We start from the raw sequence: 26,719 nt of genomic DNA, 5'->3' as shown, positions 1-26,719 counted from the left end.
AATTTACGGGACAGTACACTAGGTCATCACACGTTCTCATGAAAAAATCGCTAATCCTGTTTGCACACGGCGCCCGCGATCCCAGTTGGGCGGAACCGTTTCGCCGCTTGCGCGCGCTGACGCAGGCGAGCCTGCCGGACGTGGCGGTGGAACTGGCGTTCCTGGAGTTGATGGCGCCGGATTTGCCGCAGCTGGCGGCGCAGCAGATCGCCGACGGCGCGCAGCAGGTGACGATCGTCCCGGTGTTTCTGGGGCAGGGAGGACATGTCCGGCGCGATTTGCCGGTGCTAATGGCGCAGTTGCAGCAGGCGCATCCGGATATTCAATTTCAGATCGCGGAAGCGGCCGGCGAAGATGCCGGCGTGTTGCAGGCTTTGGCGAACTACTGCATCGCCAAGGTCAATCCCTCAGTCTGATTCAGAACAGGCGCGAACCGTCCGGCACCGTCTGATCGGGCGCGAACAACACCACTTCTCCCTCTGCATCGGGGAATCCCAGCGTCAACACTTCCGACATGAACTTGCCGATCTGCCGCGGCGGAAAGTTGATCACGGCCGCCACTTGCCTGCCCACCAGTTGATCCGGCTGATAGTGCGTCGTGATCTGCGCGCTGCTTTGCTTGATGCCGATGGTCGGACCGAAGTCGATTTTCAGCTTGCAGGCCGGTTTGCGGGCTTCCGGGAAGGCTTCGGCGGAGACGATCGTGCCGATATATCCACCTTGAGGAAGTCGTCGAAGCCGATTGGCGCTGCCGCCGGGGCGCTGGAATCGTGTAGCAGGTGCATGGGATGTACTCAGAAAAACAAGCGTCGTTGCAAGGCGGTTCAGCCGCTGTTCAGTTGCGGTTCGCCAGCGCTTCGCCGATCATGACGAGCACCGGGCCGCTGCACTGGGTCAGGCCTTGTTCCAGCGTGCCGAGCTCCAGATCGAGGATGCGTTCGTTGTCGCGGCTGCAATTTTCCACCACCACCACCGGCGTCGTCCGGGCATAACCGAGCGACAGCAGCCGTTGCGCCGTGGCCGTTGCTTCGCGCCCACCCATGTACTGCACCAGGGTGTCGCCGTTGGGCATGATGAATTCGCTCGGTTCGTCGGGCGCGGTGCTGGAGGTGAACAGCGACACGCTGCGCGCGATGCCGCGTTTGGTCAGCGGGCGCTGTGCCGACGATGCAGCCGCCAGCGCGGCGGTGATGCCGGGAACGATTTCGTAGGAAATGTTCCGGCTGTCAAGCGCGCGCAATTCTTCATCGGCGCGGCCGAACAGCATCGGGTCGCCGCCTTTCAGGCGCACCACCAGACGGTACTGGTATGCACATTCGATCAGGCGTTCGTTGATGACTTGCTGTGCGGTGGAGCGTTGGCCGCTGCGTTTGCCGACGGAAATCTTGACGGCTTGCGGGCACAATTCCAGCATTTCTTCGGTGACCAGCGCATCGTGCAAAACGACATCCGCCTGGGCCAGAAGACGCGCCCCGCGCACGGTGATCAGATCGGCCGCGCCGGGACCGGCGCCGATCAGGTAGACCTTGCCGGTGGTGGACGCAACTGCGTTGTCGGAATCAGGAGGCGTTGGCGAATTGGTTGGGGCTGAGCTCATGCTGAAAATGATAAAGATCGCAGCCCGGCACATACCGGCTGCCGTGCGTTTCAGCCCGCCTGAGCGGGTGAAACGCCACAGCAGCGATTATCAGGCATCCAGGCGGATCATGCCAGCGGCAACGGTCTGATGCGTGACTTCATCGATCAGGATGAAGGCACCGGTGGCGCGGATGGCGTCGTAGCTGTCGGCAGCGATGGCTTGCTGCACGTTGATCGATACGCGGGCAATATCGTTCAATTTCAGCGACTCGGCCGGATGGCGTTCCTGCGTATTGATGTCGAGCAAGGTATCGACCTTGGTCACGCGCGCCGCCACTTGCTTGGTGGTGTGCTTGAGCCAGTACTTGCGGCGCGGGTCGAGTGCGTCTTCCGACAGCCAGCACAGATCGGCGTTGACGGTCTTGAGCAGCGTCGGCGCGCTTTCCGCCGAAGCCAGCATGTCGCCGCGCGAAATGTCCAGGTATTCGTCCAGCAGGATCGTCACCGACTGGCCGGCCGATGCCGATGGCAGCGAACCGTCCAGCGTCAGGATGTCCCTGACGGTTGCGGTCTGACCGCTCGGTTGCACCAGCAGCTTGTCGCCCTTGCTGACTTTGCCGGCTTCGATACGGCCCATGTAACCGCGGAAGTCGTTGGCTTCGTGGCCGTTGTGGCGCGCCACCAGCTGCACCGGGAAGCGGAACGGCTCTTCGTGTGCGTCTTCGTACACCGACAGCGACTCCAGCAGCTCGATCAGCGTCGGGCCTTTGTACCACGACAGATTGTCGCCGGCGGTCACGACGTTGTCGCCGGCCAGTGCCGACAAGGGGATGGGACGCACGTCCTTGAGGCCCAGCTGCGCCGCGAATTCCTGATAGGCGCCGACGATGCGGTCGTAGACGGTCTGGTCGTAGTTCACCAGATCCATCTTGTTGACCGCGACCACGACGTGCTGGATTTGCAGCAGGTGGGCGATGGTCGAGTGGCGCTTGGTTTGCGTGAGCAATTCGACGCTGCCATCGTCACCGAGCTTGACCTTGGACACGTCGATCAAGATGATCACCGCGTCCGCAGTCGAGGCGCCGGTGACCATGTTGCGCGTATATTGCTCGTGGCCGGGTGTGTCGGCGATGATGAACTTGCGCTTCGGCGTGGCGAAATAGCGGTAGGCCACATCGATGGTGATGCCTTGTTCGCGCTCGGCTTCCAGGCCGTCGGTCAGCAGCGACAGGTCGATGGTGTCGCCCACGGTGCGCTTGTGCTTGGCGCGCGAAATGGCGTCGAGCTGGTCGGCGAAGATGCCCTTGCTGTCGAACAGCAGGCGGCCGATCAGCGTGCTCTTGCCGTCATCCACCGAACCGGCGGTGATGAAGCGCAGCAGGCCGCGTTCGTGCGCGTTGGCGTCGGAATTTGTATTCAAGTCTTTTTCGGCAACAGCGGCATTCATCAGAAATATCCTTCTTTTTTACGTTTTTCCATCGACGCTTCGGAGGTCTGGTCGTCCATGCGCGTCGCACCGCGTTCGGTGATCTGGGTGACGGCAGTTTCGGCGATGATGGCTTCCACCGAAGCCGCATCGGATGCCACCGGGCAGGTGCAGGAAATGTCGCCCACGGTGCGGAAGCGTACGATGCGGTTCTCGACGGTTTCGCCGTCCTTGGCCGGCGTCAGATCGGTCAGCGGCACCAGCAGGCCGTTGCGCGGGATCACCTGGCGCTCATGCGCAAAGTAGATCGGCGGCAGCGCCAGTTTTTCGCGGGCGATGTATTGCCAGACGTCGAGCTCGGTCCAGTTGGAGATCGGGAACACGCGCATGTTTTCGCCCGGATGCACGCGGGTGTTGTACAGATCCCAGAGTTCCGGACGTTGCGCTTTCGGATTCCATTGGCCGAACTCGTCGCGGAAGGAAAAGATGCGTTCCTTGGCACGGGCCTTTTCTTCGTCGCGGCGTGCGCCGCCGATACAGGCGTCGAACTTGAATTCTTCAATCGTTTCCAGCAGCGTCACGGCTTGCGCGGCATTGCGCGAATCGGTCAGCGGATTGCGCAGGCGCACGGTACCGCGCTTGATCGAATCTTCGACCGAGCGCACCACCAGTTTTTCGCCCAGTTCGGCGGCGCGCTGGTCGCGGAAGGCGATCACTTCCGGGAAGTTGTGGCCGGTGTCGATGTGCACCAGCGGGAATGGAAACTTGCCGGGGCGGAAAGCCTTCTCGGCGATGCGCAGCAGCACCACGGAATCCTTGCCGCCGGAAAACAGCAGGGCAGGGTTGCTGCACTCGGCTGCGACTTCGCGCATGATGTGGATGGCTTCCGATTCCAGCCAGTCCAGATGGCGGCTGCTGGCGTTGTCCAGGAAAAGTTGTTCAACTGCTGTGTTCATACGATGACCTTTGGTTCAAGTCGAATTTCAAATCGAATGCTGCGATGGCAGCGGCGCCGCACATCGGGATGGTGTTGTTGGTGGCAGGCCGGTAAGCGAAATCAGGCGGGAGCGGTCTGCGACTTGATGCGGATCAGCTTGCCGTCCACCACGTGCAGGCCGCATTCCTTGGAGTCGGGGTTTTCCCACCACCAGCGGCCGGCGCGCACGTCTTCGCCCGGCTGGATGGCGCGGGTACAGGGTTCGCAGCCGATCGACGGATAACCCTGATCGTGCAGCGGGTTGTACGGCACCTTGTTGTCGCGGATGTACTGCCAGACGTCTTCTTCCGACCAGTCGGCCAGCGGATTGAACTTGGCCATGCCGTGCGCCGGATCGTCTTCCTGCACGTCGAGCGCGGCGCGCGTGACCGACTGCGCGCGGCGTTGTCCGGTGATCCAGGATTTGTTGCCGGCCAGCGCGCGGTTGAGCGGCTCAATCTTGCGGATGCGGCAGCATTCCTTGCGCATCTCGACGCTGTCGTAGAAAGCGTTGAGGCCGTTCCGGCTGACATATTGTTCGACGGCCGCGGGTTCCGGAGGATACGGCGTGACGTCGTAGTCGTAGGTTTCCTTGATGCGGTCGAGCATGCCCAGCGTCTCTTTGTGCAGGCGGCCGGTTTCCAGCGTGAAGATGGCTATCTTGTTTTGCAGCTTGCCGCGCAGGATCATGTCGGTCAGCACCATGTCCTCCGCCGCCATGCTGGAGGCGAACACGGCCGGCGTGTATTCGGCGGCGATCTTTTCCAGCGTGACGCGGGTGGCTGCAATGAGGTCTTGCAAAGCTTGTTCGGACATGGTCTTACTCTCTCTTCCCTTGATCCCGATTTTCGATCAATTGATCAATCGCGGGTGGCAACCGTCTCGCGTTTGGCGCGACGGAACAGCGGGTTCTTCTCGTCCCACGAGGTCTGGTACTTTTCCGAAAAATCGGTCAGGCCCTTCAATGCATCGTGGATGTTCTTGTCGGCGCGCACGGCGAAGGCGTTGAAGCCGACGCGCTGCATGTAGAACAACTGGTCGCGCAGCACGTCGCCGACGGCACGCAGTTCGCCGGCGTAGCCGAGGCGGGCGCGCAGGTTGTAGGCGATGGAGTAACCGCGGCCGTCGGCGAACTTGGGGAAGTCCACGGCGATGACCTGGAACGGCGCCGGGTCATTTTTCAATTCGTCCTTCAGTTCTTCCGGACGCTCGTCGCTGGCGAACCAGACGCCGAGTTCCTTGCGGCCTTGCAATGCGGCCCGTTGCGCCTGCCATACCTTCAACGGCACGATGATCTTGCCTTCGGGGACGGCCACGCCTTCCGGCGTTTCGCCTTCGGCCAGGCGCAGTACGGTCCAGTCGTCGCCGACAACGACTTTGTCTTTGATGATGAGAGCGGTATTAGACACAGGCGTCTTCTCCGGTAACTTGATCGGTTTTGATCGGACTTGCATAGACGAAGTCCTTGAACGGCGTGATGCCGACGCGGCGCACGGTATCGATGAAGCGTTCGTCTTCAATGCGTTGTTTGACATAGACCTGCAGCAGGCGGTCGATCACGGTCGGCATCTGGTGCGCCGAGAACGACGGGCCGATGATCTTGCCGATGCTCGAGGTATTGCCCTGCGCGCCGCCCAGCGACACCTGGTACCACTCGGCGCCATCCTTGTCGACGCCCAGGATGCCGATGTTGCCGACATGATGGTGGCCGCAGGCATTGATGCAGCCCGAAATGTTCAGTTCGATGTCGCCGATGTCATGCTGGAAGTCGATGTTGTCGAAACGCTCGGCAATCGCTTGCGCAATCGGGATCGACTTGGCGTTGGCCAGCGAGCAGAAGTCGCCGCCCGGGCAGCAGATGATGTCGGTCAGCAGGCCGATGTTCGGCGTGGCCAGACCGTGCGCCTTGGCTTCTTTCCACAGCGCGTACAGTTCGCTTTGCTTGACGTCGGCCAGCACCAGGTTCTGTTCGTGCGTGACGCGCAGCTCCGAGAAGCTGTAGCGGTCGGCCAGGTCGGCGACGAAGTCCAGCTGGTCGGCGGTGATGTCGCCCGGCGGCACGCCGGTTTTCTTCAGCGACAGGATCGCGGCGGCGTAGCCGGGGACCTTGTGTTCCTTGACGTTGCGTTTGATCCAGTTGGCGAAGCCCTTGTCTTCGGCCTTCAGACGCTCGTACTCGGCGTCAGTCGCCGGCAGCGTTTCGTAGGCCGGCTCGGTGAAGTAATTCGCCACGCGTTGCAGTTCTTCTTCGGTCAGGGTCGAAGGACCATCCTTGATGTGTTGCCACTCTTCTTCGACCTGGCGGGCGAATTCTTCAGGGCCGATGGCCTTGACCAAAATCTTGATGCGGGCCTTGTAGATGTTGTCGCGGCGACCGTACTGGTTGTACACGCGCAGGATCGCTTCCAGATACGACATCGCGTGCTTCCATGGCAGGAAGTCGCGGATCTGGCTGCCGAGGATGGGCGTACGGCCCATGCCGCCGCCGACCAGCACGCGGAAACCGACTTCGCCGGCTTCATTCTTGATCACGTGCAAACCGATGTCATGCACGGCAGTCGCGGCGCGGTCTTGCTCGGAACCGCTGATGGCGATCTTGAATTTGCGCGGCAGGTAAGCGAACTCTGGGTGGAAGGTGCTCCACTCGCGGATCAGTTCGGCGTAAGGACGAGGATCGACGATTTCGTCGGCGGCGACGCCGGCCAGTTCGTCAGAAGTGGTGTTGCGGATGCAGTTGCCGGAGGTCTGGATGGCGTGCATTTCGACCGTGGCGAGTTCGGCCAGGATGTCCGGTGATTCTTCCAGCTTGATCCAGTTGAACTGGATGTTCTGGCGGGTGGTGAAGTGACCGTAGCCGCGGTCGTATTTGCGCGCGATGTGAGCGAACATGCGGACCTGGCGCGATGCCAGCAGACCGTATGGCACCGCGATGCGCAGCATGTAGGCGTGGCGCTGCAGGTACAGACCGTTTTGCAGACGCAGGATGCGGAATTCGTCTTCGATCAGTTCATCGGAGAGGCGGCGGCGCACTTGGTCTCGATACTGTGCAACTCGCTCTTTGACGATCAGGTGATCGTATTGGTCATAGCGGTACATCTTGTGGTCCCTGTTAACGTCTTGTCGGAATCTTGCAGTCGAGACTCCGTGTGATTAAAAAATAAAGGCCTGAAACTCAAAAAACCAGCTTAAGGGCAACGCTCGTCAGCGTAACTGCCAGCAGGCCGCGCAAAAACTTCTCCGGCACCGCCCGCGCAGCGAGCGAACCGATGGTGATGCCCGGCACGGAACCCAGCAACAAGGCGCCCAGCAGGTTCCAGTCGATCGAGCCCAGCCACCAGTGGCCGAATGCGGCGATGGCCGTCAGCGGCACCGCATAAGCGATATCGGTGCCGGCGATCTCGGCGGGCGACAAACGCGGGTAGAGCAGCACCAGCAAGGTAGCGCCGACGGCACCCGCGCCGATCGACGAAATCGTTACCAGGATGCCGAGTACCGCGCCTGCGGCGATGGTGGCATTTGCCAGTTGCCGGCCTTGCAGGTGGCGCTCCGGATGGGCATTCAGCCATGCCTGAAGTTTACTCTTAAACAGCAAGGCAATCACGGTCAGGAAAACCGACACCGCGATGGAATAGCGGATGACCTGGCTGATGCCGTCGCTGACGGCGCCGAAATGCTTGAGCAGCAGGGTGGCGACAACGGCCGCAGGCAGCGCGCCGTAGGACAGGCGGCGCACGATATCCCAGCGCACGGTGCCTTTGAAACGATGCGCAAACGTCCCGGCCGTCTTCGTCGCCGAAGCAAAGGCCAGGTCCGTGCCGACCGCCACGCTGGGGTGGATGCCGAACAGCAGCGTCAGTAAGGGGGTCATCAGCGAGCCGCCGCCGACCCCGGTCAATCCGACCAGCAATCCCACAGCAAATCCGCTGACTACATAAGAAACAGTCATAACACCTCGTCTATAACAGGTCGAATCGTAATAAACTTAGGCTCCAAACCAAACTACTTACTATTTATTTGCTTATATGCACATTCGGCATATGCAAATACAGTCGCTGAAAAACCTGTTGAAAGTCTTGCTGCGAGGCCATGAGACCTCTCGCTACAGACGTTGAACAGGTTCTGAACATACAGAAGGACAGGTCATGAATCTGCATCAATTCCGCTTCGTCAGGGAGGCGGTAAGGCAAAACTACAACCTCACCGAAGCCGCCAAGGCGTTGTACACCTCGCAGCCGGGTGTCTCCAAGGCAATCATTGAGCTGGAAGAAGAACTCGGCGTCGACATCTTCACGCGTCACGGCAAGCGTATCCGCGGCTTGACCGAACCGGGGCGCGCGGTGTTGCGCTCGGTCGAACTGATCATGCAGGAAGTCGACGGCTTGAAACGCATCGGCAAGGAATTCGCCGCCCACGACAGCGGCAGCTTCACCATCGCCACCACGCACACCCAGGCGCGCTATTCGCTGCCGAAGGTGGTGCAGGCCTTCACGCAGAAGTATCCAAAGGTCAGGTTGTCGTTGCTGCAAGGCAATCCAAAACAGATTACCGAGATGGTGCGCAACGACCAGGCCGACATCGCCATCGCCACCGAAGCGCTGGCCTCGGGCGAGGGACTTGTCTCTTTGCCATGTTATCAATGGGAGCATGTGGTCGTGGTGCCGCCCGAGCATCCCTTGCTCAAGTCCAAGAACCTGTCGCTGGAAGAAATCGCCGGCTATCCGTTGATCACTTACGACGCCGCCTTCAGCGGCCGCAGCAAGATCGACCACGCCTTCAGCCTGCGCGACCTGAAACCGGATATCGTGCTGGAAGCCATCGACGCCGACGTCATCAAGACCTATGTCGAGCTCGGCATGGGCGTGGGCATCATCGCCGGCATGGCTTTCGACGGCGACCGCGACCGCGGGTTGCGCTCGATTCCCGCCGGTCATCTGTTCGGCACCAATGTCTCGCGCGTGGCTTTGAAGCAGGGCGCCTACCTGCGCAGCTACGTCTACACCTTCATCGAATTGCTCGCCCCGACCCTGAATCGCAAGTTGATCGCACAGGTCATGGAAGGCGAGAAGGACATGTACGAACTGTGACGAATTTTGACTGCGTCGGCTTGCAGCAATGCAGGCCGATGATCCGGAACTGATGCAATGATGCGAATGCTTGCCGGCCTGCACGGCCACACCTTGCGCCGTGTGCGCCGGCTCTGGTTGCAATACGGGATACTCTGGACGGGCGCGGTGCTGGTCGGTCTGGTGGCGGTAATGTATGCCTGGCTGATCGATTTCGGCTTTGCGATGTTCCGCATGATGCAGCGCGGCCACGAATGGTTGCCGCTGATCCTGACGCCGGCCATGAGCGCCTTGTGCGTGTGGTTGACGCGGCGTTTCTTTCAGGGCGCCGAGGGCAGCGGCATTCCGCAGGTCATCGCTTCGCTCGGCGAAGAGGGCGAGTTGCACGCCAAGCGCGCGCCCAAGCTGCTGTCCTTGAAGATCCTTGCCGGCAAGATCGGCGTGTCCTTCCTCGGCATTCTCGGCGGCTTCACCATCGGACGTGAAGGGCCGACGGTGCAGGTGGGGGCGGCGTTGATGTTCCAGATGCGGCGTTTTTACCCGCGTCCCAGCGCCTTGCTGGAAAAACGCCTGATCCTGGCCGGCGCCGCCGCCGGTCTGTCGGCCGCCTTCAACACGCCGTTGGCCGGCATCGTCTTTGCGATCGAAGAGCTGTCGCGCAACTTCGAGCAGCGCGCCAGCGGCATCGTCATCACCACCATCATTTTTGCAGGTGTCGTCGCCCTCGGGCTGAACGGCAACTACACCTATTTCGGCACGATCAATGCCGGCAATGACAGCGCGCGCGAGCTGATCGTCGCCGTGGTCGTCAGCGGCGTCCTGATGGGCGTGGCCGGCGGCATCTTTTGCTGGCTGCTGCTCAACACGCACAAATGGATTCCCGCGCCGTTGCGCACCTTGCGCGCGGAGCGTCCGGTCGTGTTCGGCGCATTGTGCGGGCTGATCGTGGCGATCGTCGGCGTGTGCGCCGGCGGCGTGACCTTCGGCAGCGGCTATGCCGAAGCCAAGGGCTTGCTGACCGAGCAGACGCAATTGTCGGCGTGGTATCCGCTGGCCAAGATGGCGTCGATGGTGGGCTCTTACCTGCCGGGTATTCCAGGCGGCATTTTTGCGCCGTCGCTGTCGATCGGCGCCGGCTTCGGCAACTTGCTGCACATGGTGTTCGATCACACCTCGCTGTCGATGCTGATTGCGCTGGCGATGGTGGGGTACCTGGCGGCGGTGACGCAATCGCCGATCACCGCCTTCGTGATCGTGATGGAAATGATCAACGGCCATGCCCTGGTGATCTCATTGATGGCGACAGCCTTGCTGGCCAGCCGCGTGTCGCGCTTCTTCGCGCCGCCGTTGTATGAGGCGCTCTCTGAACGCTACGCACAGCCGCATCATTGAGGATTGCCTCAACTGAGCATTGCGTCTGGTCGTAAAAAAGCCGAGACCGCGAACGGCCCCGGCTTTTTCAGTTTGTTTCCCGGCTTCCTGCTCAGACTTGTGCGACAGCCTTGACGGAGGAGCGGCAGCCTTCCAGCAGGAAGGACAGGCCGACCACCAGCACCAGTTCGCCCTCTGCAGAGCGCGCGGTACCGGTGATGCCGTTGGTCTGGATCGCGGTCAGCGGTTTGATCACCAGGTCGGCGGTGCCTTCCACCGCTTCGACGCCGAGGATGTACGGATGCGGCACGGCCATGACGATGCCGACGCGTTCGCTGCCCGGTTCATAGCCGAGCACGCCGGCCAGCGAATGCACCGGCAACGGACGACCCTGATCGCGCAACACCGGCGCGCCGCCGACTTCGTCGAAGTCGGCCGGCAATTCCACCACGCGTTCCACGACTGCCATCGGCAAGGCCAGCGCCGCACCGGCGGTGCGCACCAGCATGGTCGGGATGATCGACAATTCGATCGGCAAACGGATCGAGAAGCGGGTGCCGACGCCCAGCGTCGAATCGATGCGGATCGTGCCGCGGTGTTTTTCCACCGCAGTCTTCACCACATCCATGCCGACGCCGCGGCCGGATACGCTCGACGCCACTTCCTTGGTCGAGAAGCCCGGCAGGAACACCAGTTGCAGTGCTTCGTCGTGGCTTTGCGCTTCGTGTTCGCCGATCAGTCCCTTGCCGATTGCCTTCTTGCGCAGGAAATCGGGATCCATGCCCTTGCCGTCGTCGAAGATTTCAATCATGACGCTGCTGGCTTCCTGCCATGCCTTGAGCGAAATGGTTGCCTTGTTCGGCTTGCCGGCAGCGCCGCGATCGGTTTCGATACCGTGGTCGAGCGAGTTGCGCAGCATGTGGACCAGCGGATCGTAGAGACTGTCCACGACGACGCGGTCGACTTCGGTTTCGGCACCGGAGATCGCCAGGTCGACGTCCTTGCCCAGGTCCTTGGCCAGTTCGCGCACCAGTCGCGGGAACTTCTGGAACAGGCGGCCGACCGGTTGCATGCGCGTCGACAACGTGGCGCGCTGCAGTTCGCTGGAGTAGCGCGAAGCGCGGCCCAGGGTTTCGGCCAGCGTCGACATCAGCGAAGCGGCGGTGCCTTCGAACTTGAACTGTTGCAGCTTTTCCAGCAGCACGGCCGCCTGGTTGGCGGCTTGCACCGATTCGCCTGCCACTTCCAGCAGTGCGTCGAGCTTGCCGGCATCGATACGGATGCTTTCTTCCTTGCCGCCGCCGGGTTGGTTGTCGGTAGCGCGGCGGCCCTGTGCTGCTGCGGGCGCGGCAGGTTTCGGCGTGGCCGACGGCAGCGATTTGGGATGGCTGGAGGCAGCCGGGCTTTCTTCAGGCGCTGCGTCAGCTTCAACAGGCGCAGCGGCGACAGCGGATGCACTTGCCGGCACATCGCCCGCGCCGCCGGAAACTGCCTGATAGAGCGCATTCCAGTCGAGCGAACCATCTGCGCCGAGAACGCTGGCGCCGCCGTTGGCGGAAGGCGTGGAGACGGCGGAAGGGGCCGCAGCCACTGCCGGAGCAGCAGCAACAGCAACCGGAGCCGCGGCAGGCGCAGCTGCAGGTGCCGCCGCATTGCCTTCAATGGCTTGCGTCAGAATGTCTTCCAGATCTTGCGGCATGGAAGCCAGGCTGGCAGGATCGGCGCCGTTGGACAGCTCATTGAGCTGATCGGCGACAAAACCGCTGGCCTGCAACGCCGCTTCGATCGCCAGCGGCGTGACCGACGCTTTGCCGGTACGCAGGGCGTCGAACAGGTTTTCCGTCAAGTGACAGGCCGATACCATGGCCGGCAGATTGACGAAGCCCGCACCACCCTTGATGGTATGGAAGGCGCGGAAAACCGCGTTGAGAATTTCCAGGTCGTCAGGATGCCGTTCAAGAGTCAGCAGATGCTCTTCAACGTTAGTCGCGAGGTCCAAGGCCTCAACGACAAAATCCTTGAGCATTTCGTCATCCATTAGAACCCCAGGTTAGCGAGTAAGTCATCCACATCATTCTGCACCATGGCCGAGCCTGGCGAGGAAGGGCCGTTCAGCAACTCTACCGGCTTTTCAATCGCCGCCTTGACTTCCGGCGGCGCGTTGTCGCGCAGCAGCTGCGCCAGTTCGCGTTCCGCCACGGCGGTGATGCTGACGATCTTCTTGATCAACTGGCCTGTGATGTCCTGGAAGTCCTGCGCCATCATGATTTCCAGCATGCGGGCCTTTTCGACCTCGGTGGCTTCGATCACGGCGGTGGAGAATTTTTTGGAGTCGTTTGCCAGGTTCTTGAATTCGTCGATGGTCATCTGGCCTGCAAACAGGCGGCTCCAGCGATCGTCGATGTCCTTGGCCTTGCTGGCTAGCGCGTCCTGGGCTGGCATGCCGGCATCGATCGAATTGAGCACCTTGTTGGCGGCTTGTTCGGTCAGTGTCGCAACGTGCTCCAGGCGGCCCTGAGCGTCGCCGATCTGCGACGCGACATCCGACAGCGAGCGGTCGTAGCCGAGTTCGCGCATGGAGTCGTGCAGCAGGCGGACGATGCCGCCCAGACGTTCGTACATGGGTTTGTCGGACTGATCTTCCAGCGATGCAGCCGGGCTCGCGGACGAGGCGGAGGCGGGGGCCGCTGCTGCAGTCGCAGCAGGCAGCGATTGCGCCGAAATCTCGTCGAATAGTGCCTCTAAATCAACATCGTCACTCATGATCTTCTTTTCTCCATACAAATTTGATGCGTTATTTGCTTCTGTCGCAGATGCAGACAATCTGTCACAACTGAATTACATGGGGGTTCGACGAGATGGTTCGGTGATAGAAGCTCCTGTTCAGACGGATGGCTCAGGCAATTCATGTCGTCAATGCATATCGGCCGGGAAAAACAAACCTGTAGGCAACCCGGACGCTGCATTCGCTTGCTGTATTGGATGTCTTCTGTTGCTGAATTCCCCACGTCACGCCTCGGTCAAGGCGGACTTCCGCTATTTGTTGAACGGATTATAAGTCCCTGTCAAGCTGCTCCATCGGCTAAAAAGCGATGAAAATTCCCCATTTCAATGACGTTATGACCAATGTTGTTGGTTTGCGGACAATCTTACTGCAAGGGCGCTTCGTTTGTCACCACAGATTGCCGGGCGTGGCGTTGCCGCATACAATTGCGCCGTTTTGGTGTTCGCCGGCGCATTCGCATCGGCGGTCAATTTGCCCGGGCTTGTTGCAAGCAAGGGCGCACGGGAAGGCATGGCAGCCGGCAGGCTTGTTGTTTTTTCGGCCATTTTTTGCCGGCTAGCAATCCGGATACCAGCCGTACGCCGACAGCATCTGTCCGGATAGCGGTCGTGCAGTAAAATTCACCGCCCGTTACAACTTCCGACGTCGACTTCCAAGGACTTCATGCGCCGAGCAATCTTGCTGCTTTCCTGCCTGGCGCTGCTCGCCGGGCTGGCGCTCGTCCTGTCCGCCCTGTGCGGCAGCAGCGGTTGCCTGCGTCTGAACGGCGATCCGGACAACATCGCGATGTTGCTGCAACTGCGCGTGCCGCGCGCGCTGACGGCGTTCACGGTCGGTGCCTTGCTGGCGATGGCGGGGGCGCTGATGCAGGTCCTGTTGCGCAATCCTCTGGCGGAACCTTATGTGCTCGGTGTTTCGGGCGGCTCGGCTGCGGGAGCGTTGCTGGCGATGCTGCTGGCCGCTTCCATCAGCGTGCCGCGCCAGAATATTGCCGCCGTCGGCGCGGCGCTTGGCGCGGGTCTCGCGATCATGCTGCTGTTCGGCCTGGTCGGCAAATCCTTGCGTCGCCTTCCTTTGTCGCCGATGGCCGCCGGTCATCGTTTGTTGTTGACCGGCGTGATGCTCGCCGCCGGGTTCGGCGCCGTGATTACGCTGGTGCTGACGCTGGCGGCGGATGCGCAATTGCGCGGCATGGTGTTCTGGCTCATGGGCGATCTGGAAGACAGCCGCTTCCTGCCGGTTGCCGCGCTGGTCGCGCTGGTCGTTTTGCTGTGGTCGATGTGGAATGCGCCGCGTCTGAACCTGCTGGCGCGCGGCGAGAGCTTCGCGCAACTGCTGGGCGTATCGGTCGTGCGCCTGCGCGTGGCAAGCTTGTGCGCGGCGTCGCTGGCGACGGCTGCCGCCGTGACGATGGCGGGCACGATCGGTTTTGTCGGTCTGGTGGTGCCGCACGGCTTGCGCCTGCTGATCGGCAACGACCAGCGCGTGTTGCTGCCGGCGGCCGCATTGGCGGGTGGCGGCGGTCTTGCCCTGGCCGATCTGGCGGCGCGCACGATCGTCGCGCCGACGCAATTGCCGGTCGGCGTGATTACCGCACTGATCGGCGTGCCGCTGTTTCTCTGGTTGCTGGGGCGGAGCCGCGCATGATGGTTGCGATGCCGACGGACGTCTTGCTCAGCACCGACAAACTGACACTGCGCGCGGGCGGTACAAGCTTGCTGGAACAGCTCGACTGGCAGGTTCATGCCGGTGAATTCTGGTGCGTGCTGGGCAAGAACGGCATCGGTAAAAGCACCTTGTTGCATGCCATTGCAGGTTTGTTGCCGCCGGCAGGCGGGTGCGTGCGTTCGCCGGAGGGCGACATTGCGCAAGCGACGCCAAGGCAACTGGCGCGATGGCGCGGCCTGCAGGCGCAACAGCAGGTCGATGCATTTTCCTGCAGCGTGCTCGACTGCGTCATGGCGGGTTTGCACCCTTACCGCACGGGTTGGGGATGGCCTTCTGCCGCCGACCGCGAAGCGGCGTTGCGCGCGCTCTTCCGACTGGGGATGGAAGCGCATGCCGATGCGGACGTGATGCGTTTGTCCGGCGGCGAGCGTCAGCGCATCGAGATGGCGACCTTGCTGCTGCAGGCGCCGCAACTGTATCTGCTCGATGAGCCGGCCTCGCATCAGGACGTCGCCGCGCAGCAGCGGGTGATGCGCATCCTGCGCGCGCTGGCCGACGAGCGCCATGCCGTCGTTGCGAGCATGCACGACATCAATCTGGCGGCGCGGTTTGCCACGCACGTCTTATTGATTGCGGAAAAACGTGTTTGGCAGGGGACGGTGGCAGATATGCTGCGTCCTGAAATATTGAAAGCCGTCTATGGCTGTGATTTCGACATCGTGGAATCCGCGGCCGGAAGATGGCTGATGCCTGCTTCGTCACCGGCGCAAGCGGATCGCTACCTGAGCTGACGACGGGTTCGCACGGTGTCGAGGATTTTGCAGACTTCTTCGGTGGCATCGAGGATGCGCGGTCCCGGACGATTGAGCCAGTCTGCATTGACGGTGAATAGCGTGTCCGCCGCGACCGCCTTCAGCTTGCCGAAATGCCGCCAGTTGTCCAGCGGATGATCCTTGACGTCATCGGGCGCGAGGATGGCGTCGGGATCGGCGGCGATGACGGCTTCGATGCTGACGGTGGGCGCCAGCTGCGGCAATCCGGCGAAGATATTATTGCCGCCGCAGGTGCGCAACACATCCGAGACCATGTGCTTGCCGTTGAGCGTCATCAGCGGCTGTCCCCAGACCTGATAGAACACGCTGACCGGTTTGCGATCGCGATAAGTCCGGCTTAAGGCTTGCCAGCGTGCGCGGAAATCGGCTGCGGCCCTGTTGCCTTCGTTGTCGGTGCCGCTCAGCGCCGCCAGCCGTTCCAGCGAGGTCGCGATCGTCGCGTAGTCGGCCGGCTGGCTTTCAAATACCGGTATGCCGAAAGAACGCAGCTTCTGCAATTGCACCGCCGAATTGCCGCTATGCCAGGCAACGATCAGGTCGGGTTTGAGGGTGAGGATTTTTTCGATGTCGACCGCGCCGATGCGGCCGATGGAAGCGATTTGCTGCGCAGCGGGAGGATAGTTGCTGTAGTTGCTGACGCCGATCACATAAGCCCCGGCACCTGCTGCGTAGAGGAGTTCGGTCGTATGCGGCGACAGGCTGACGATGCGGTGCGCCGGGCGCTCCAGGCGGATGTCGTTGCCGAGATCATCCTTGACGGCGACGCCTGCCGCCACGTTGCCGGAGCAGAGCAGGATCGGCAGCAACGCCGTCAGGCCATGCCGCATCAGATTTCCAGATTGTCGATCAGGCGCGTCTTGCCGAGTTTTGCAGCGGCGACCACGACCAGCTTTTCGCCTTGCGCCAGGTCGCCGGCCGACGGCGGTTGCAGGTCCATGCGTTTGCGGATCGAGATGTAATCCGGTTGCCAGCCGCGCTGCGCCAATGCATCCATGGCCTTGCGCTCAAGTTGGGAAACATCCAGGTGGCCGCCACGCACTTCATCGGCGACCTGATTGAGCGCCTTGTAGAGCGCCGGCGCTTCGGCGCGTTCATCGGTGGACAGATAGCCGTTGCGCGACGACAGTGCCAGGCCGTCGTCGGCGCGCCAGGTTTCGGCGGCGATGATTTCGGTCGGCAGGGCAAACTGGCGCGCCATGTTGCGCACGATCATCAACTGCTGGTAATCCTTCTTGCCGAACACGGCCACGCGCGGCTGCACGCAGGAGAACAGCTTGAGCACCACCGTCGTGACGCCGGTGAAAAAGCCGGGGCGGAATTCGCCTTCCAGGATGTTGCCGAGGTCGTCCGGCGGCTGCACGCGGTATTCCTGGGGTTCCGGATAGAGATCTTTTTCGGTCGGCGCAAACAGGACGTAGACGCCTTCTTTTTCCAGCTTTTCGACGTCGGCCTGGAAGGTGCGCGGATACTTGTCGAAATCCTCGTTCGGTCCGAACTGCAGGCGGTTCACGAAAATCGACGCCACCACCGGATCGCCGTGCGTGCGGGCCAGGCGCATCAGCGACAGATGGCCTTCGTGCAGATTGCCCATGGTCGGGACGAAGGCGGTGCGCAGCTGACCGCGCAGTTGGTCGCGCAGTTCTTCGATGGACGAGATGATTTTCATGTTGTGTTTCTTTGAGTGGAGTACGAAGGCGGGCTGAGCAAAGACTGAGCAAATACGGCGAGCTGAAAAATCAGCTCGGCGAGTACGACAGCCGCACGTAAATCGGGGCAAAGGCTTCGGCCTGGGTGATCTCGATCAGGGTTTCCTTGGCCAGTTCGAGCAGGGCGATGAAGTTGACCACCACTACCGGCACGCCGCGCATCGGATCGAACAGGTCGGCGAATTCGACGAAGCGCGCCGATTGCAGGCGGCGCAGGATGCCGGTCATGTGTTCGCGCACCGACAGCTCTTCACGGCTGATGTGGTGGTGGGCGGTGAGCTTGGCGCGACGCATGATGTCGCTCCACACCGATTGCAGATCGTCGAGATTGACGTCGGGCCAGCGGGTGACCACGGTTTGCTCGACGTACACTTGCGTGCGCACGTAGTCGCGGCCGACTTGCGGCAGCGAATCGAGTTCCTGCGCGGCCAGTTTCATCTGCTCGTACTCCAGCAGGCGGCGCACCAGCTCGGCGCGGGGATCTTCGGCCTCTTCGCCGGTGTCGGCTTTCTTGACCGGCAACAGCATGCGCGACTTGATCTCGATGAGCATCGCGGCCATGAGCAGATATTCGGCAGCCAGCTCAAGGTTGTGCTGGCGGATCTGATCGACGTATTCCAGATACTGCAGGGTGACCTGCGCCATCGGGATATCGAGGATATTGAAGTTTTGCTTGCGGATCAGGTACAGCAACAGATCCAGCGGACCCTGGAAGGCTTCCAGGAACACTTCGAGTGCGTCCGGGGGGATGTACAGGTCGGTCGGCAGCTTGAACAGCGGCTCACCGTACAGTTTGGCGAAAGCGACGCCATCGACCACATCCGGCGTCGTGTCCGGCTGGCCTGCCAGCGTCAGTTCAGCAGCGTCGGAGGATTGATTCCCGGCGTTTTCGATCATGCTGGCGAATTAATGGTTTTGGTAGACGTAGGGTTGTTGCTTGACGCGGGAGTCCTTGTCGCGTGCGGTCGTGTCCAGATTCAGAGGCGCCTTGTCCCACAGCAGGGCGCGGCCGGCGCGTTGTTGTTCTTCCAGTTTCGGATTCTTTTCCTTGAGTTCGGCGATGAACTTGGTGGCTTCCGATTCGTACGAGGTGAAAAGTTTGCTGAAGAACATGATTTTTCCTGGAAATTCTTGTTAACTGGCTAATAGACGCTATTCTACCCTGTCTTGAAGCCCGAATAGGATGACAGGCGCAAAGATGGCAACGATGAGAAACAGGGTGGCGGCGTGGTGCATGGCTGCTTGCGCGACAGTGCTGGCGCCGGGATGCGACCGTGACGGCAACCCCATACAGGAGTTTGGCTTGGACAAGTTGAATAAAGGCGTCTCGACCGAGGCCGACGTGCGCGGCGTCATGGGGCAGCCCGACAGCGTGCGCGAGGAGAGCGGAGAACGCATTCTGGAATACCCGAAGGGGCCGCAGGGCGTGCGCACCTGGATGTTTCGCATCGGACCGGACGGGAAATTGACGGACTATCAACAAGTGCTGACGGACGAAAACTTCGACAAGGTGCAAAAGGGCATGACGCGCGACGAAGTGCGCAACATGCTCGGTCGCCCGCGCACGGTGGTGCCGTTTGCGCGCAAGCAGGAAGAAGTGTGGGACTGGAAGTACCAGCACGTCCACGAAGAACGCCTGTTCAACGTGCATTTCGACATGCAGACCGGCAAGGTCGTGCGCATGTCGATTTCGGAGATTTCAGGGCACTGAGCGCATTGATCGATATCAGGCGCCCGGGAAATCAGGGCGGGTGCGAGTAGTCGCCGAATTCCTGCCGCGCTTGCACCACCACGGGATCGTCGCCGATGTTCATGCGGCTCTTGCGCAGCATGCCGGCGTCGTCCAGCACCGAATAAGCCGTCGAGCAGAACAGCGAATGCATGCGGCGCATGTCGCTGATCAGGTCCAGATGCAGCGAGCTGGTTTCAATGCTTTGCTGTGTTTCGCCGGCGAGGCGGATCAGATGCGTCTTGGAATAGGCGCGTTCGAGATCGCGGAAGGCTTCTTTCTCGGCCAGCAGTTTTTGCGCGCTCTTCAGGTCGCCGTCGAGGAACACCGACAATCCCAGCTGCAAACTGGCCACCAGGCGCGCATGCATTTCGCAGACTTCGGTCATGCCGGCGTCGGAGAAGCTGCGTTGCGGCGCAATCTTCTTGTTCTCGATTCCCTTGACGATGCGTTCGATGATGTCGCCGGCCTGTTCCAGGTTGATGGTCAGCGTGACGATGTCGGTCCAGCGGCGTACTTCTTTTGCATTCAGTTCTTCGCGCGACACGCGCGCAAGGTACATCTTCACCGCCGTGTAGAGTTTGTCGACGACGTCGTCGAGTTTGCGTATCTGTTGCGCGCGCAACTGGTCGTTGTCGCGGATCACCGGCAGCAGGCTCAGCAGCATCTTTTCGATCAGGTCGCCGATACGCAGTACTTCGCGCGAGGCATTGGCCAGCGCGAGCGACGGCGTATCGATGGCGGCCGGATCGAGATGGCGCGCCACGATGGCGGCGTCGTCGTCCTTTTGGGATTCCGGCAGCAGGCGCGTGCACAGCCGGGCCATCGGATCGACCAGCGGCAGCAGCAGGCCGCAGCGCACGGTGTTGTACAGCACGTGGAAGGCCACCACGCCGAAGCGCAAATCCTTGGTCAGCAGCGCGATCCACACTTCCAGATAGTTGATGAAGGGCAGCACGACGATCGCACCGGATAGCCGGAACAGCATGCTGCCCAGCGCCACGCGCCGTCCGGCGACATTCTGGCTGGCGGCCGTCAGCAAGGCCAGGATGCCGCTGCCCAGATTGGCGCCGATCACGAGGCACAAGGCCACCTTCAGCGAAATGATGCCGGACGTCGCCAGCGTCGCCGCCAGCAGGACGGCCGCGAGACTGGAATAGGTCAGCATCGCGAATATGGCGCCGATCAGCGCATCAAGGACGATGTCGCCGGTCAGCGTCGAGAACAGCACCTTGATGCCCGCGCCCTGGATCATCGGACGCGTGGCGGCGGTGATCATTTCCAGCGCCAGCAGGATCAGGCCGAGGCCGATCACCGCGCGCGCGATGCGACCGACCGAGGTATGTCGACGCGACAGGTAAACCACCACGCCGCCGAAAATGAGCAGGGGAGAAATCCACGACAAATCGAAACTCAGCACGCCCGTCATCAGCGCCGTGCCGACATCGGCGCCGAGCATGATGGTCAGCGCCGGCGTCAGGCTGACCAGGCCTTGCGCCACAAAGGAGCAGACGATGACGGCGGTGGCGTTGCTGCTCTGGACCAGGCTGGTGACGCCGACGCCGGCAAGGAAAGCGAGACTGCGACGCCTGATGCTGGTGCTCAGAATACGACGCAGCTGCGCCCCGTACACGCGCAGCACGTCGGTGCGCACGATGTGGGTGCCCCAGACTAAAAGGGCCAATGCAGAGAGCAGGTTGAGTAAAGTGGTCATGGCTCCGAAAAATGTTGAGTCAGCTCGACGAATCCGACGCAGTTACACCAGGCCGGTACGCGATGAAACTGGGCGAATGCGAGAGCCGGCCGGCAAAATTTTGCCGGCGTTGCCGCACCGGCCGCTGACATGGCTCAAGCTGATCCTGGCGGTCATGTCTGCATCTTCCATCATTCTTGAGATGTAATCGATTACATAAAATTCAAAAACAGGGAGATTTTCGCAGAAATCAATCGCCAGGTCATACCGGCGGCAGAACTGCTTTGAAGCAATCGTGCAGCCAGGAACTTCGTGCATGGTTTTTTCGCGTACAGCAAGGCGCCCGCTATTCCGGGAACGGATGTGTTGTTCCGGCAGTTGGCTCAAGGGTTTCATGTCAACTCCGTCGTGGACAGCGTTCGTTGAACCAGATGGCAAAATCGGCGCGCTGCTGTTGGCTCATGTGCAGGCCGCACTTGGTGCGGCGCCACAGGATGTCGTCCGGCTGACAAGCCCATTCGTGGGTGATCAGGTAGTCGACTTCGCGTTGCACCAGTCCGCCGCCGAAATCGCGGCCCAGTTCGGCCGGCGTCTGTGCCTCTTTCAGGATCTCGTGCGCATTGCGGCCATGGCGGCCGAACAGGCGCGTCAGGAAATGCGCGTCGAGCTGCGCGTATTTCTTTTTCAGGTAATCCAGTTCCCGGGCGCGGTCGGCGCGCTTGAATTGGCCGCCGGGCAAGGCTTCCTGGTTGCTCCACGAACCGCGGCGCGTTGTCGTCCACGGCGCGAGTTTGTCCAGCACCGATTCCGCCAGACGGCGGTAGGTAGTGATCTTGCCGCCATAGACCGACACGCAGGGGATGTTTTCCGCATCCTGCAGTACCAGCGTGTAGTCGCGCGTGACGGCGGACGGATCGTCGGATTCGTCGTCGAACAAGGGGCGCACGCCGGCGTAGCGCCAGACGATATCCGAGTGGGCGATGGGCAGGGCAAGATACTGATTGACCGCACGCAACAGGTAGGCTTCCTCTTTCGTGCTGATCTTGGCGCCGTTGTCCATGTTTTCTTGCGGGACGTCGGTGGTGCCGATCAATGTGAACTTGTCTTCGTAAGGGATCATGAAGACGATGCGCTTGTCGTCGTTTTGCAGGATGTAGGCATGTTCGCCTTCAAACAGGCGCGGCACGACGATATGGCTGCCGCGCACCAGCTTGACGGCGGCATGCTTGCTGCCTTGCTCGGTCGGATTGAGCAGCAGGTCCATCTTCGCGACCCAGGGGCCGGCGCTATTGACGACGGCGCGTGCGGTAAGGTTCCGGCGCGCGCCGGTGATGGTGTTTTCCAGTTCGCATTGCCACATGCCGTTGTGGCGTTTGGCGTCGACGAGACGGGTGCGGGCAAGGATGTCGGCGCCATGTTCCTGTGCGCTCAGCAAGTTCAGGATGACCAGCCGTGCATCGTCGACCCAGGCGTCGGAATAGGCGAAGCCGCGCGTGATGTCGGCGCGCAGGCCGCTGGGCGCGCCCATGCGGTCGAGTGCGATGGCTTGCGAATGCGGCAGCGTGATGCGGCCGCCGATATGGTCATACAGCCACAAGCCGAGGCGGATCATCCAGCGCGGGCGCAGGCCCTGGACATGCGGCATGACGAAGCGCAGCGGCCAGGCGATGTGCGGCGCGATATTGAGCAGATGTTCGCGCTCCGCCAGCGCTTCGGCGACCAGGCGGAATTCGTAATATTCGAGATAACGCAGGCCGCCATGGATAAGCTTGGTGCTGGCCGACGAGGTGGCGCCGGCGAAGTCGTTTTGTTCGCACAGGGCCACCTTGAGGCCGCGCCCGGCCGCGTCGCGCGCCACGCCGGCGCCGTTGATGCCGCCGCCGATGATCAGGAGGTCGTAGATGTCAGGATTGATTGCAGGAGTCGCTGAGGTCATTGCTTTGTTCGCTTGCGATGGGTTTTATTGTTGGTTGCGGTATCTGTTGCCGCAGTTGCTTCTTCTTGCTGTTCCTGTTGTTCCAGCTCTTCCACCAGCAACCTGGCGGTCGGTTCGTCGATCACCAGTTCGTTGATGTAGCCGCCCAGCAGCGCCGCGCGCAGGCCCGGAATCTTGCCCTTGCCGCTGACCACGCAGATCGCATGCGCCGCGCTCTGGAAGCGATCCAGGTCCGGGCCGCTGCTGCGCGCGTTCAACGCGACGTCGCGCCAGCTGCCGTCTTCGCGGAAGAACACCGTGGCGATGTCGCCGACCACGCCGTCTTTGAGGAGGTCTTGCCGGTCATGCTTGTCAAGGTAGCCGCCGGTATGGACGTGGCTGCCGGTTTCCGCCGCGCCGATGCTGAACAGCAGGATGGAGGCATTGCTCTGCAAGGTGCGGATGGCTTTGACGCTGCGTTCGCGCCAGAGCGCGTCGCGCGTGTCGGCATAGTCGAAAAAGGCCGGCACCGGAAAGCTGTGCGCCTGCGCGCCGTAATTCTGCGCGAAGCGCGAAACGATGGACTCGCCGAAGGTGTTGCCGATGTTGGCGCCGGCGCCGGAGCCGTTGAGCTGGACCACGGCGACGCCATGGACGTGTTTGGGCACCAGGTTGTCGGCGACGGCGGCGACCATATTGCCCCAGGCCAGACCGATGACGGTGGAGGGCAGCACCAGCGAGTTCAGGTAGGCCGCGGTATGTGCGGCGACGCGCTGCCTGCTTTCTCGCTCGTTGGCCGATGCCGGCACCGGCACGACCTGGATCGAGCGCAGCGGATGGTGCTTCCTGATGGTGGCTTCGAGATTGCCGGACAGTTCCAGCGGATCATGCACGCGGATCTCGACCAGGCCGTTTTCCATGGCGTAGGACAGCAGTCGCGAGACGGTGGCGCGCGAGGTGCCGATCTCTTCCGCGATGGCGGCGGTGGTCATGTTCTGGAAATAATACAGGCGCGCGACGCGGACGGCCGAATGCGCGACGCTGTGGCGATCTGCTGTTGCCATGTTTTTGTATGAACAAATGATCTTTTGTGTTGAACGTTTGTACAATAATGCAGTCGGCCGGATAAATCAAGCGCGGCGTCCGGCTTGTGTGGCTTTGTCCGCCGCAGGCCGCTCGAAGATGTCCGGGCGTAAAAAAAGCCGCTGTACGCCGGCAGGTGCGGGCGGACAACGGCTTCAAATAAGAGTGTTTGTTTAGTTGCGCAGCCAGCGGCGCATCACGATCGGCGCCGGCTCCATCGGATTGGCGCGGGTGTATTCCAGCTCCGGCGCGATTTCGAAACCGAAGGCGGCGTAGACGTCGAGCAGTTGTTCCTGATCGGTCCTGACCGCCAGTCGCAGTTCGCCGATGTCGGCGGCCAGCGCGCGATGGATCAGGGCCTCCATCAGATGCTGCGACAGGCGTTCGCCGCGATGGGGCGGCAGGATGCCCATGCGCAGGATTTCCCAGACGCCGAGTTCGGTATCCAGCGGCAACCAGCGCACCGATCCGGCCGGCACGTTGTCGCGCAGCAGCACGAAGCCGCCGCCGCGCTGCAGGTCTTCGGCCACGCGTTTCGGGTCTTCGCGGTGGCCGCTGGAGCTGGGCGCCACCTTGTTGGCCCAGCTGCCGCGCGTCAGTTCGGCGATGAGTTCGGCATCGTCGACGGTGGCTTCGCGGATCAGGAGATCGATGTCTGACATGGAGTGCGCCGTATTGACCGTAATGGATTAACGAACCCGCATGCCCGGCTCGGCGCCCGGCCACGGATTCAGTACGTAGATGCCCGGCTTGGCTTTTTCGTCCTTGGCCGAAGCCGCCAGCACCATGCCTTCGGAGATGCCGAACTTCATCTTGCGCGGCGCCAGGTTGGCGACCATCACCGTCAGTTTGCCGACCAGCTCTTCCGGCTTGTAGGCCGAAGCGATGCCGGAGAACACGTTGCGCATGCGGCCTTCGCCGGCGTCCAGCGTCAGGCGCAGCAGCTTGGTCGAACCTTCGACGGCTTCGCAGTTCACGATTTTGGCGATGCGCAGATCGATCTTGGCGAAATCGTCGATGCTGATTTCAGGCGCCAGTTCTTCGATGCCGGCGTCCGCTGTTTCTGCAGGAGCAGCGGCGGCTTCAGGCGCATCGAACAGCGCGTCCAGCATCTTCGGATCGACGCGTTGCATCAGGTGGGCGTAAGCGTTGATGATGTGACCGTCGGGCAGCGCTGTTTGCACGTCGGCCCAGGCGAACGGCGCGACCTTGAGGAAGCCTTCCACTTGCGCGGCCAGTTGCGGCAACACCGGCTTCAGGTAGACGGTCAGGATGCGGAAGGCTTCCAGCAGGCGGCTGCAGACTTCGTGCAGTTGCGCGTCCTTGGCCGTGTCCTTGGCCAGTTCCCACGGCTTGTTGGCGTCGACGTAGGCGTTGATGACGTCGGCTTGCTCCATGATGGCGCGCAGGGCCTTGCCGTATTCGCGTTGCTCGTAGAGCGCCAGGATTTCCGGCGCGATGCCGCGCAACTTGGCGAGGAAAGCGTCGTCGTCGGTTGCCCATGAGGTCGACAGTTTGCCGTCGAAACGCTTGGCGATGAAACCGGCGGCGCGGCTGGCGATGTTGACGTATTTGCCGATCAGGTCGGCATTGACGCGCGCGACGAAATCGTCCGGGTTGAAGTCGACGTCTTCCACCTTGGCGTTGAGCTTGGCGGCGATGTAGTAGCGCAGCCATTCCGGGTTCATGCCGATGTCGAGGTAGCGCAGCGGCGAGATGCCGGTGCCGCGGGACTTCGACATTTTTTCACCGCTGACCGTGATGAAGCCGTGCGCGAACACGTTGGTCGGCGTCTTGCGACCGGCGAACTTGAGCATGGCGGGCCAGAACAGCGTATGGAAATAGGTGATGTCCTTGCCGATGAAATGATACTGCTCGGTCTTGTCGTCGGCCATGAAGGCGTCGAAGTCGCGACCGGTTTTACCGAAGTAGTTTTTCAGCGAAGCCAGGTAGCCGATCGGCGCATCCAGCCAGACGTAGAAGTACTTGCCCGGTGCATCCGGGATTTCGATGCCGAAATAGGGGGCGTCGCGGCTGATGTCCCAGTCGCCCAGGCCACTTTCACCGTCCAGCCATTCGCGGCACTTGTTGGCCACTTCCGGTTGCAGGCGGTTGTTGTCGAGCGCCCATTCGCGCAGGAAGGCCACGCACTTCGGATCGGACAGCTTGAAGAAGAAGTGTTCCGACGACTTCATCACCGGCGTCGCGCCGGACAGGGTCGAGTACGGATTCTTCAGGTCGGTCGGCGCATACACGGCGCTGCAGTTCTCACAGGAGTCGCCGTATTGGTCCTTGGTGCCGCACTTCGGGCATTCGCCCTTGATGTAGCGGTCCGGCAGGAACATGCTCTTGACCGGGTCGAAGAACTGGTCGATGGTCTTGGTCGTGATCAGCCTGGCGTCGTCGCGCAGCGCGCGGTAGATGTCTTGCGACAGCTGGTGGTTTTCCTGGCTGTCGGTCGAACTCCAGTTGTCGAAGGCGATATGGAAGCCGTCCAGGTATTGCTTGCGGCCGGCCGCGATGTCGGCGACGAACTGCTGCGGCGTCACGCCGGCTTTTTCAGCTGCAATCATGATCGGTGCGCCGTGCGCATCGTCGGCGCCGACGAAATGGACTTCATGGCCCTGCATTCGTTGGAACCGGACCCAGATGTCGGCCTGGATGTATTCCATGATGTGGCCGATGTGGAACGCGCCGTTGGCGTAGGGGAGGGCGGTGGTAACGAAAAGTTGGCGTGGCGATGAAGTGCTCATTGGCAATGCTTGCTGGGTGGGTAATGGAGAAAAGAGGGTCATTTTAGCAGTCGCGGGGCCTTTGGCGCAGGGTTGATGGACAAACAAGGCGCAAACGCGGCTCCTCAGGGCCGGACTTTGATGTCTGAATGGTAATTTTT

Annotated in this window: 25 protein-coding genes and 1 pseudogene; 6 read left to right on the top strand and 20 right to left on the bottom strand. The window is 61.6% G+C overall.

All coding sequences use genetic code 11. The features are described from left to right. Positions 1 to 38 precede the first annotated feature (38 nt). Positions 39 to 416, top strand: a complete 378-nt coding sequence (locus tag PMI16_RS01595) for a sirohydrochlorin chelatase (RefSeq protein WP_034378804.1) — start codon at positions 39 to 41, stop codon at positions 414 to 416. A gap of 1 nt (position 417) precedes the next feature. On the opposite strand, the pseudogene PMI16_RS01590 reads toward PMI16_RS01595, so the two are convergent. The 8 genes and pseudogenes from PMI16_RS01590 to PMI16_RS01555 all read right to left on the bottom strand — a co-directional run bounded on the left by PMI16_RS01590 (position 418) and on the right by PMI16_RS01555 (position 7,926). Beyond that, positions 418 to 785 (bottom strand): annotated as a pseudogene (locus PMI16_RS01590) (tRNA-binding protein). A gap of 50 nt (positions 786 to 835) precedes the next feature. Further along, positions 836 to 1,597: a uroporphyrinogen-III C-methyltransferase gene (gene cobA, locus PMI16_RS01585; protein WP_157212492.1), complete on the bottom strand. Its 762-nt coding sequence runs from the start codon at positions 1,595 to 1,597 to the stop codon at positions 836 to 838. A gap of 90 nt (positions 1,598 to 1,687) precedes the next feature. Beyond that, a complete protein-coding gene (locus tag PMI16_RS01580; protein ID WP_007875710.1) occupies positions 1,688 to 3,025 on the bottom strand; it encodes a sulfate adenylyltransferase subunit 1 in 1,338 nt (445 codons plus the stop codon). Continuing rightward, a complete protein-coding gene (gene cysD, locus PMI16_RS01575) occupies positions 3,025 to 3,960 on the bottom strand; it encodes a sulfate adenylyltransferase subunit CysD (protein ID WP_007875708.1) in 936 nt (311 codons plus the stop codon). Before cysD ends, PMI16_RS01580 begins: the two co-directional genes overlap by 1 nt. Positions 3,961 to 4,061: 101 nt before the next feature. Further along, positions 4,062 to 4,796: a phosphoadenylyl-sulfate reductase gene (locus tag PMI16_RS01570; protein WP_007875706.1), complete on the bottom strand. Its 735-nt coding sequence runs from the start codon at positions 4,794 to 4,796 to the stop codon at positions 4,062 to 4,064. A 44-nt stretch (positions 4,797 to 4,840) separates the two neighbouring features. Further along, a complete protein-coding gene (locus PMI16_RS01565) occupies positions 4,841 to 5,389 on the bottom strand; it encodes a DUF934 domain-containing protein (RefSeq protein WP_007875704.1) in 549 nt (182 codons plus the stop codon). Next, positions 5,382 to 7,076, bottom strand: a complete 1,695-nt coding sequence (locus PMI16_RS01560; protein ID WP_007875702.1) for a nitrite/sulfite reductase — start codon at positions 7,074 to 7,076, stop codon at positions 5,382 to 5,384. Before PMI16_RS01560 ends, PMI16_RS01565 begins: the two co-directional genes overlap by 8 nt. A gap of 76 nt (positions 7,077 to 7,152) precedes the next feature. Continuing rightward, the gene (locus PMI16_RS01555; protein ID WP_007875685.1) at positions 7,153 to 7,926 is read right to left on the bottom strand and encodes a sulfite exporter TauE/SafE family protein; all 774 of its coding nucleotides are present in this window, start codon (positions 7,924 to 7,926) and stop codon (positions 7,153 to 7,155) included. 196 nt (positions 7,927 to 8,122) lie between these two features. Between PMI16_RS01555 and PMI16_RS01550 the strand changes: the two genes are divergently transcribed. Next, on the top strand, positions 8,123 to 9,064 hold the full coding sequence (locus PMI16_RS01550) for a CysB family HTH-type transcriptional regulator (protein ID WP_007875683.1): 942 nt from the start codon (positions 8,123 to 8,125) through the stop codon (positions 9,062 to 9,064). A gap of 57 nt (positions 9,065 to 9,121) precedes the next feature. Beyond that, positions 9,122 to 10,435 (top strand): chloride channel protein, encoded by a 1,314-nt coding sequence (locus tag PMI16_RS01545; protein ID WP_007875682.1) that lies wholly within the window; start codon positions 9,122 to 9,124, stop codon positions 10,433 to 10,435. A 91-nt stretch (positions 10,436 to 10,526) separates the two neighbouring features. Here PMI16_RS01545 and PMI16_RS01540 read toward each other — a convergent pair whose 3' ends face one another. Both PMI16_RS01540 and PMI16_RS01535 read right to left on the bottom strand, forming a co-directional pair. After that, positions 10,527 to 12,452 carry a chemotaxis protein CheA gene (locus tag PMI16_RS01540; protein ID WP_034378799.1) on the bottom strand — a complete coding sequence of 642 codons (1,926 nt, stop codon included), beginning with the start codon at positions 12,450 to 12,452 and terminating at the stop codon, positions 10,527 to 10,529. Continuing rightward, the gene (locus PMI16_RS01535; RefSeq protein WP_007875680.1) at positions 12,452 to 13,177 is read right to left on the bottom strand and encodes a protein phosphatase CheZ; all 726 of its coding nucleotides are present in this window, start codon (positions 13,175 to 13,177) and stop codon (positions 12,452 to 12,454) included. Before PMI16_RS01535 ends, PMI16_RS01540 begins: the two co-directional genes overlap by 1 nt. Positions 13,178 to 13,862: 685 nt before the next feature. On the opposite strand from PMI16_RS01535, the gene PMI16_RS01530 reads away from it, so the two are divergent. Both PMI16_RS01530 and PMI16_RS01525 read left to right on the top strand, forming a co-directional pair. Further along, positions 13,863 to 14,846, top strand: coding sequence for a FecCD family ABC transporter permease (locus PMI16_RS01530; RefSeq protein WP_007875679.1), 984 nt, complete (start codon positions 13,863 to 13,865; stop codon positions 14,844 to 14,846). Beyond that, positions 14,843 to 15,658: an ABC transporter ATP-binding protein gene (locus PMI16_RS01525; RefSeq protein ID WP_007875677.1), complete on the top strand. Its 816-nt coding sequence runs from the start codon at positions 14,843 to 14,845 to the stop codon at positions 15,656 to 15,658. The genes PMI16_RS01530 and PMI16_RS01525 overlap by 4 nt, the downstream gene beginning before the upstream one ends. On the opposite strand, the gene PMI16_RS01520 is transcribed toward PMI16_RS01525, so the two are convergent. The 4 genes from PMI16_RS01520 to PMI16_RS01505 form a co-directional block, all read right to left on the bottom strand. Next, entirely contained in the window at positions 15,646 to 16,527 is an 882-nt protein-coding gene (locus PMI16_RS01520) for a cobalamin-binding protein (RefSeq protein ID WP_007875675.1), read from the bottom strand. The two genes, PMI16_RS01525 and PMI16_RS01520, sit on opposite strands and share 13 nt — an antisense overlap. Further along, on the bottom strand, positions 16,527 to 17,366 hold the full coding sequence (gene panC / locus PMI16_RS01515) for a pantoate--beta-alanine ligase (RefSeq protein WP_007875674.1): 840 nt from the start codon (positions 17,364 to 17,366) through the stop codon (positions 16,527 to 16,529). The genes PMI16_RS01520 and panC overlap by 1 nt, the downstream gene beginning before the upstream one ends. 70 nt (positions 17,367 to 17,436) lie before the next feature. Further along, complete coding sequence (locus PMI16_RS01510) at positions 17,437 to 18,303, bottom strand: segregation and condensation protein A (protein ID WP_007875673.1); 867 nt, start codon at positions 18,301 to 18,303, stop codon at positions 17,437 to 17,439. A 9-nt stretch (positions 18,304 to 18,312) separates the two neighbouring features. Next, positions 18,313 to 18,519, bottom strand: coding sequence for a DUF3460 family protein (locus tag PMI16_RS01505; protein ID WP_007875671.1), 207 nt, complete (start codon positions 18,517 to 18,519; stop codon positions 18,313 to 18,315). A gap of 85 nt (positions 18,520 to 18,604) precedes the next feature. Between PMI16_RS01505 and PMI16_RS01500 the strand changes: the two genes are divergently transcribed. Next, complete coding sequence (locus tag PMI16_RS01500) at positions 18,605 to 19,117, top strand: outer membrane protein assembly factor BamE (RefSeq protein ID WP_007875669.1); 513 nt, start codon at positions 18,605 to 18,607, stop codon at positions 19,115 to 19,117. Between the two features lie 31 nt (positions 19,118 to 19,148). Here PMI16_RS01500 and PMI16_RS01495 read toward each other — a convergent pair whose 3' ends face one another. The 6 genes from PMI16_RS01495 to metG form a co-directional block, all read right to left on the bottom strand. Continuing rightward, positions 19,149 to 20,849, bottom strand: a complete 1,701-nt coding sequence (locus PMI16_RS01495; RefSeq protein WP_007875667.1) for a Na/Pi cotransporter family protein — start codon at positions 20,847 to 20,849, stop codon at positions 19,149 to 19,151. Positions 20,850 to 20,891: 42 nt separating this feature from the next. Beyond that, the gene (locus PMI16_RS25625; protein ID WP_007875665.1) at positions 20,892 to 21,224 is read right to left on the bottom strand and encodes a hypothetical protein; all 333 of its coding nucleotides are present in this window, start codon (positions 21,222 to 21,224) and stop codon (positions 20,892 to 20,894) included. 1 nt (position 21,225) lies between these two features. Continuing rightward, positions 21,226 to 22,764, bottom strand: coding sequence for a glycerol-3-phosphate dehydrogenase (gene glpD / locus PMI16_RS01490; protein ID WP_007875663.1), 1,539 nt, complete (start codon positions 22,762 to 22,764; stop codon positions 21,226 to 21,228). Beyond that, positions 22,761 to 23,807: a sugar-binding transcriptional regulator gene (locus tag PMI16_RS01485; protein ID WP_007875661.1), complete on the bottom strand. Its 1,047-nt coding sequence runs from the start codon at positions 23,805 to 23,807 to the stop codon at positions 22,761 to 22,763. Before PMI16_RS01485 ends, glpD begins: the two co-directional genes overlap by 4 nt. 192 nt (positions 23,808 to 23,999) lie before the next feature. Then, on the bottom strand, positions 24,000 to 24,479 hold the full coding sequence (locus PMI16_RS01480; protein ID WP_034378813.1) for a GNAT family N-acetyltransferase: 480 nt from the start codon (positions 24,477 to 24,479) through the stop codon (positions 24,000 to 24,002). 36 nt (positions 24,480 to 24,515) lie between these two features. Further along, positions 24,516 to 26,579 carry a methionine--tRNA ligase gene (metG, locus tag PMI16_RS01475; RefSeq protein WP_007875659.1) on the bottom strand — a complete coding sequence of 688 codons (2,064 nt, stop codon included), beginning with the start codon at positions 26,577 to 26,579 and terminating at the stop codon, positions 24,516 to 24,518. Between the last annotated feature and the right edge of the window lie 140 nt (positions 26,580 to 26,719).

The organism is Herbaspirillum sp. CF444 (assembly GCF_000282135.1).
Taxonomy (GTDB): Bacteria; Pseudomonadota; Gammaproteobacteria; order Burkholderiales; family Burkholderiaceae_D; genus Herbaspirillum.
This window is presented reverse-complemented; position numbering and strand designations above follow the sequence as displayed.

Bases quoted from the DNA above. Each gene is read 5' to 3' on its own strand.
- PMI16_RS01550 (WP_007875683.1), top strand. From the start codon at position 8,123: ATGAATCTGCATCAATTCCGCTTCGTCAGGGAGGCGGTAAGGCAAAAC.
- PMI16_RS01555 (WP_007875685.1), bottom strand. From the start codon at position 7,926: ATGACTGTTTCTTATGTAGTCAGCGGATTTGCTGTGGGATTGCTGGTC.
- PMI16_RS01525 (WP_007875677.1), top strand. From the start codon at position 14,843: ATGATGGTTGCGATGCCGACGGACGTCTTGCTCAGCACCGACAAACTG.
- panC (WP_007875674.1), bottom strand. From the start codon at position 17,366: ATGAAAATCATCTCGTCCATCGAAGAACTGCGCGACCAACTGCGCGGT.
- PMI16_RS01500 (WP_007875669.1), top strand. From the start codon at position 18,605: ATGGCAACGATGAGAAACAGGGTGGCGGCGTGGTGCATGGCTGCTTGC.
- PMI16_RS01560 (WP_007875702.1), bottom strand. From the start codon at position 7,076: ATGTACCGCTATGACCAATACGATCACCTGATCGTCAAAGAGCGAGTT.
- PMI16_RS01485 (WP_007875661.1), bottom strand. From the start codon at position 23,807: ATGGCAACAGCAGATCGCCACAGCGTCGCGCATTCGGCCGTCCGCGTC.
- PMI16_RS01510 (WP_007875673.1), bottom strand. From the start codon at position 18,303: ATGATCGAAAACGCCGGGAATCAATCCTCCGACGCTGCTGAACTGACG.
- glpD (WP_007875663.1), bottom strand. From the start codon at position 22,764: ATGACCTCAGCGACTCCTGCAATCAATCCTGACATCTACGACCTCCTG.
- PMI16_RS01595 (WP_034378804.1), top strand. From the start codon at position 39: ATGAAAAAATCGCTAATCCTGTTTGCACACGGCGCCCGCGATCCCAGT.
- PMI16_RS25625 (WP_007875665.1), bottom strand. From the start codon at position 21,224: ATGAAACCCTTGAGCCAACTGCCGGAACAACACATCCGTTCCCGGAAT.
- PMI16_RS01530 (WP_007875679.1), top strand. From the start codon at position 13,863: ATGCGCCGAGCAATCTTGCTGCTTTCCTGCCTGGCGCTGCTCGCCGGG.
- PMI16_RS01570 (WP_007875706.1), bottom strand. From the start codon at position 4,796: ATGTCCGAACAAGCTTTGCAAGACCTCATTGCAGCCACCCGCGTCACG.
- PMI16_RS01540 (WP_034378799.1), bottom strand. From the start codon at position 12,452: ATGGATGACGAAATGCTCAAGGATTTTGTCGTTGAGGCCTTGGACCTC.
- PMI16_RS01520 (WP_007875675.1), bottom strand. From the start codon at position 16,527: ATGCGGCATGGCCTGACGGCGTTGCTGCCGATCCTGCTCTGCTCCGGC.
- PMI16_RS01495 (WP_007875667.1), bottom strand. From the start codon at position 20,849: ATGACCACTTTACTCAACCTGCTCTCTGCATTGGCCCTTTTAGTCTGG.
- PMI16_RS01535 (WP_007875680.1), bottom strand. From the start codon at position 13,177: ATGAGTGACGATGTTGATTTAGAGGCACTATTCGACGAGATTTCGGCG.
- PMI16_RS01580 (WP_007875710.1), bottom strand. From the start codon at position 3,025: ATGAATGCCGCTGTTGCCGAAAAAGACTTGAATACAAATTCCGACGCC.
- cobA (WP_157212492.1), bottom strand. From the start codon at position 1,597: ATGAGCTCAGCCCCAACCAATTCGCCAACGCCTCCTGATTCCGACAAC.
- PMI16_RS01505 (WP_007875671.1), bottom strand. From the start codon at position 18,519: ATGTTCTTCAGCAAACTTTTCACCTCGTACGAATCGGAAGCCACCAAG.
- cysD (WP_007875708.1), bottom strand. From the start codon at position 3,960: ATGAACACAGCAGTTGAACAACTTTTCCTGGACAACGCCAGCAGCCGC.
- metG (WP_007875659.1), bottom strand. From the start codon at position 26,579: ATGAGCACTTCATCGCCACGCCAACTTTTCGTTACCACCGCCCTCCCC.
- PMI16_RS01545 (WP_007875682.1), top strand. From the start codon at position 9,122: ATGATGCGAATGCTTGCCGGCCTGCACGGCCACACCTTGCGCCGTGTG.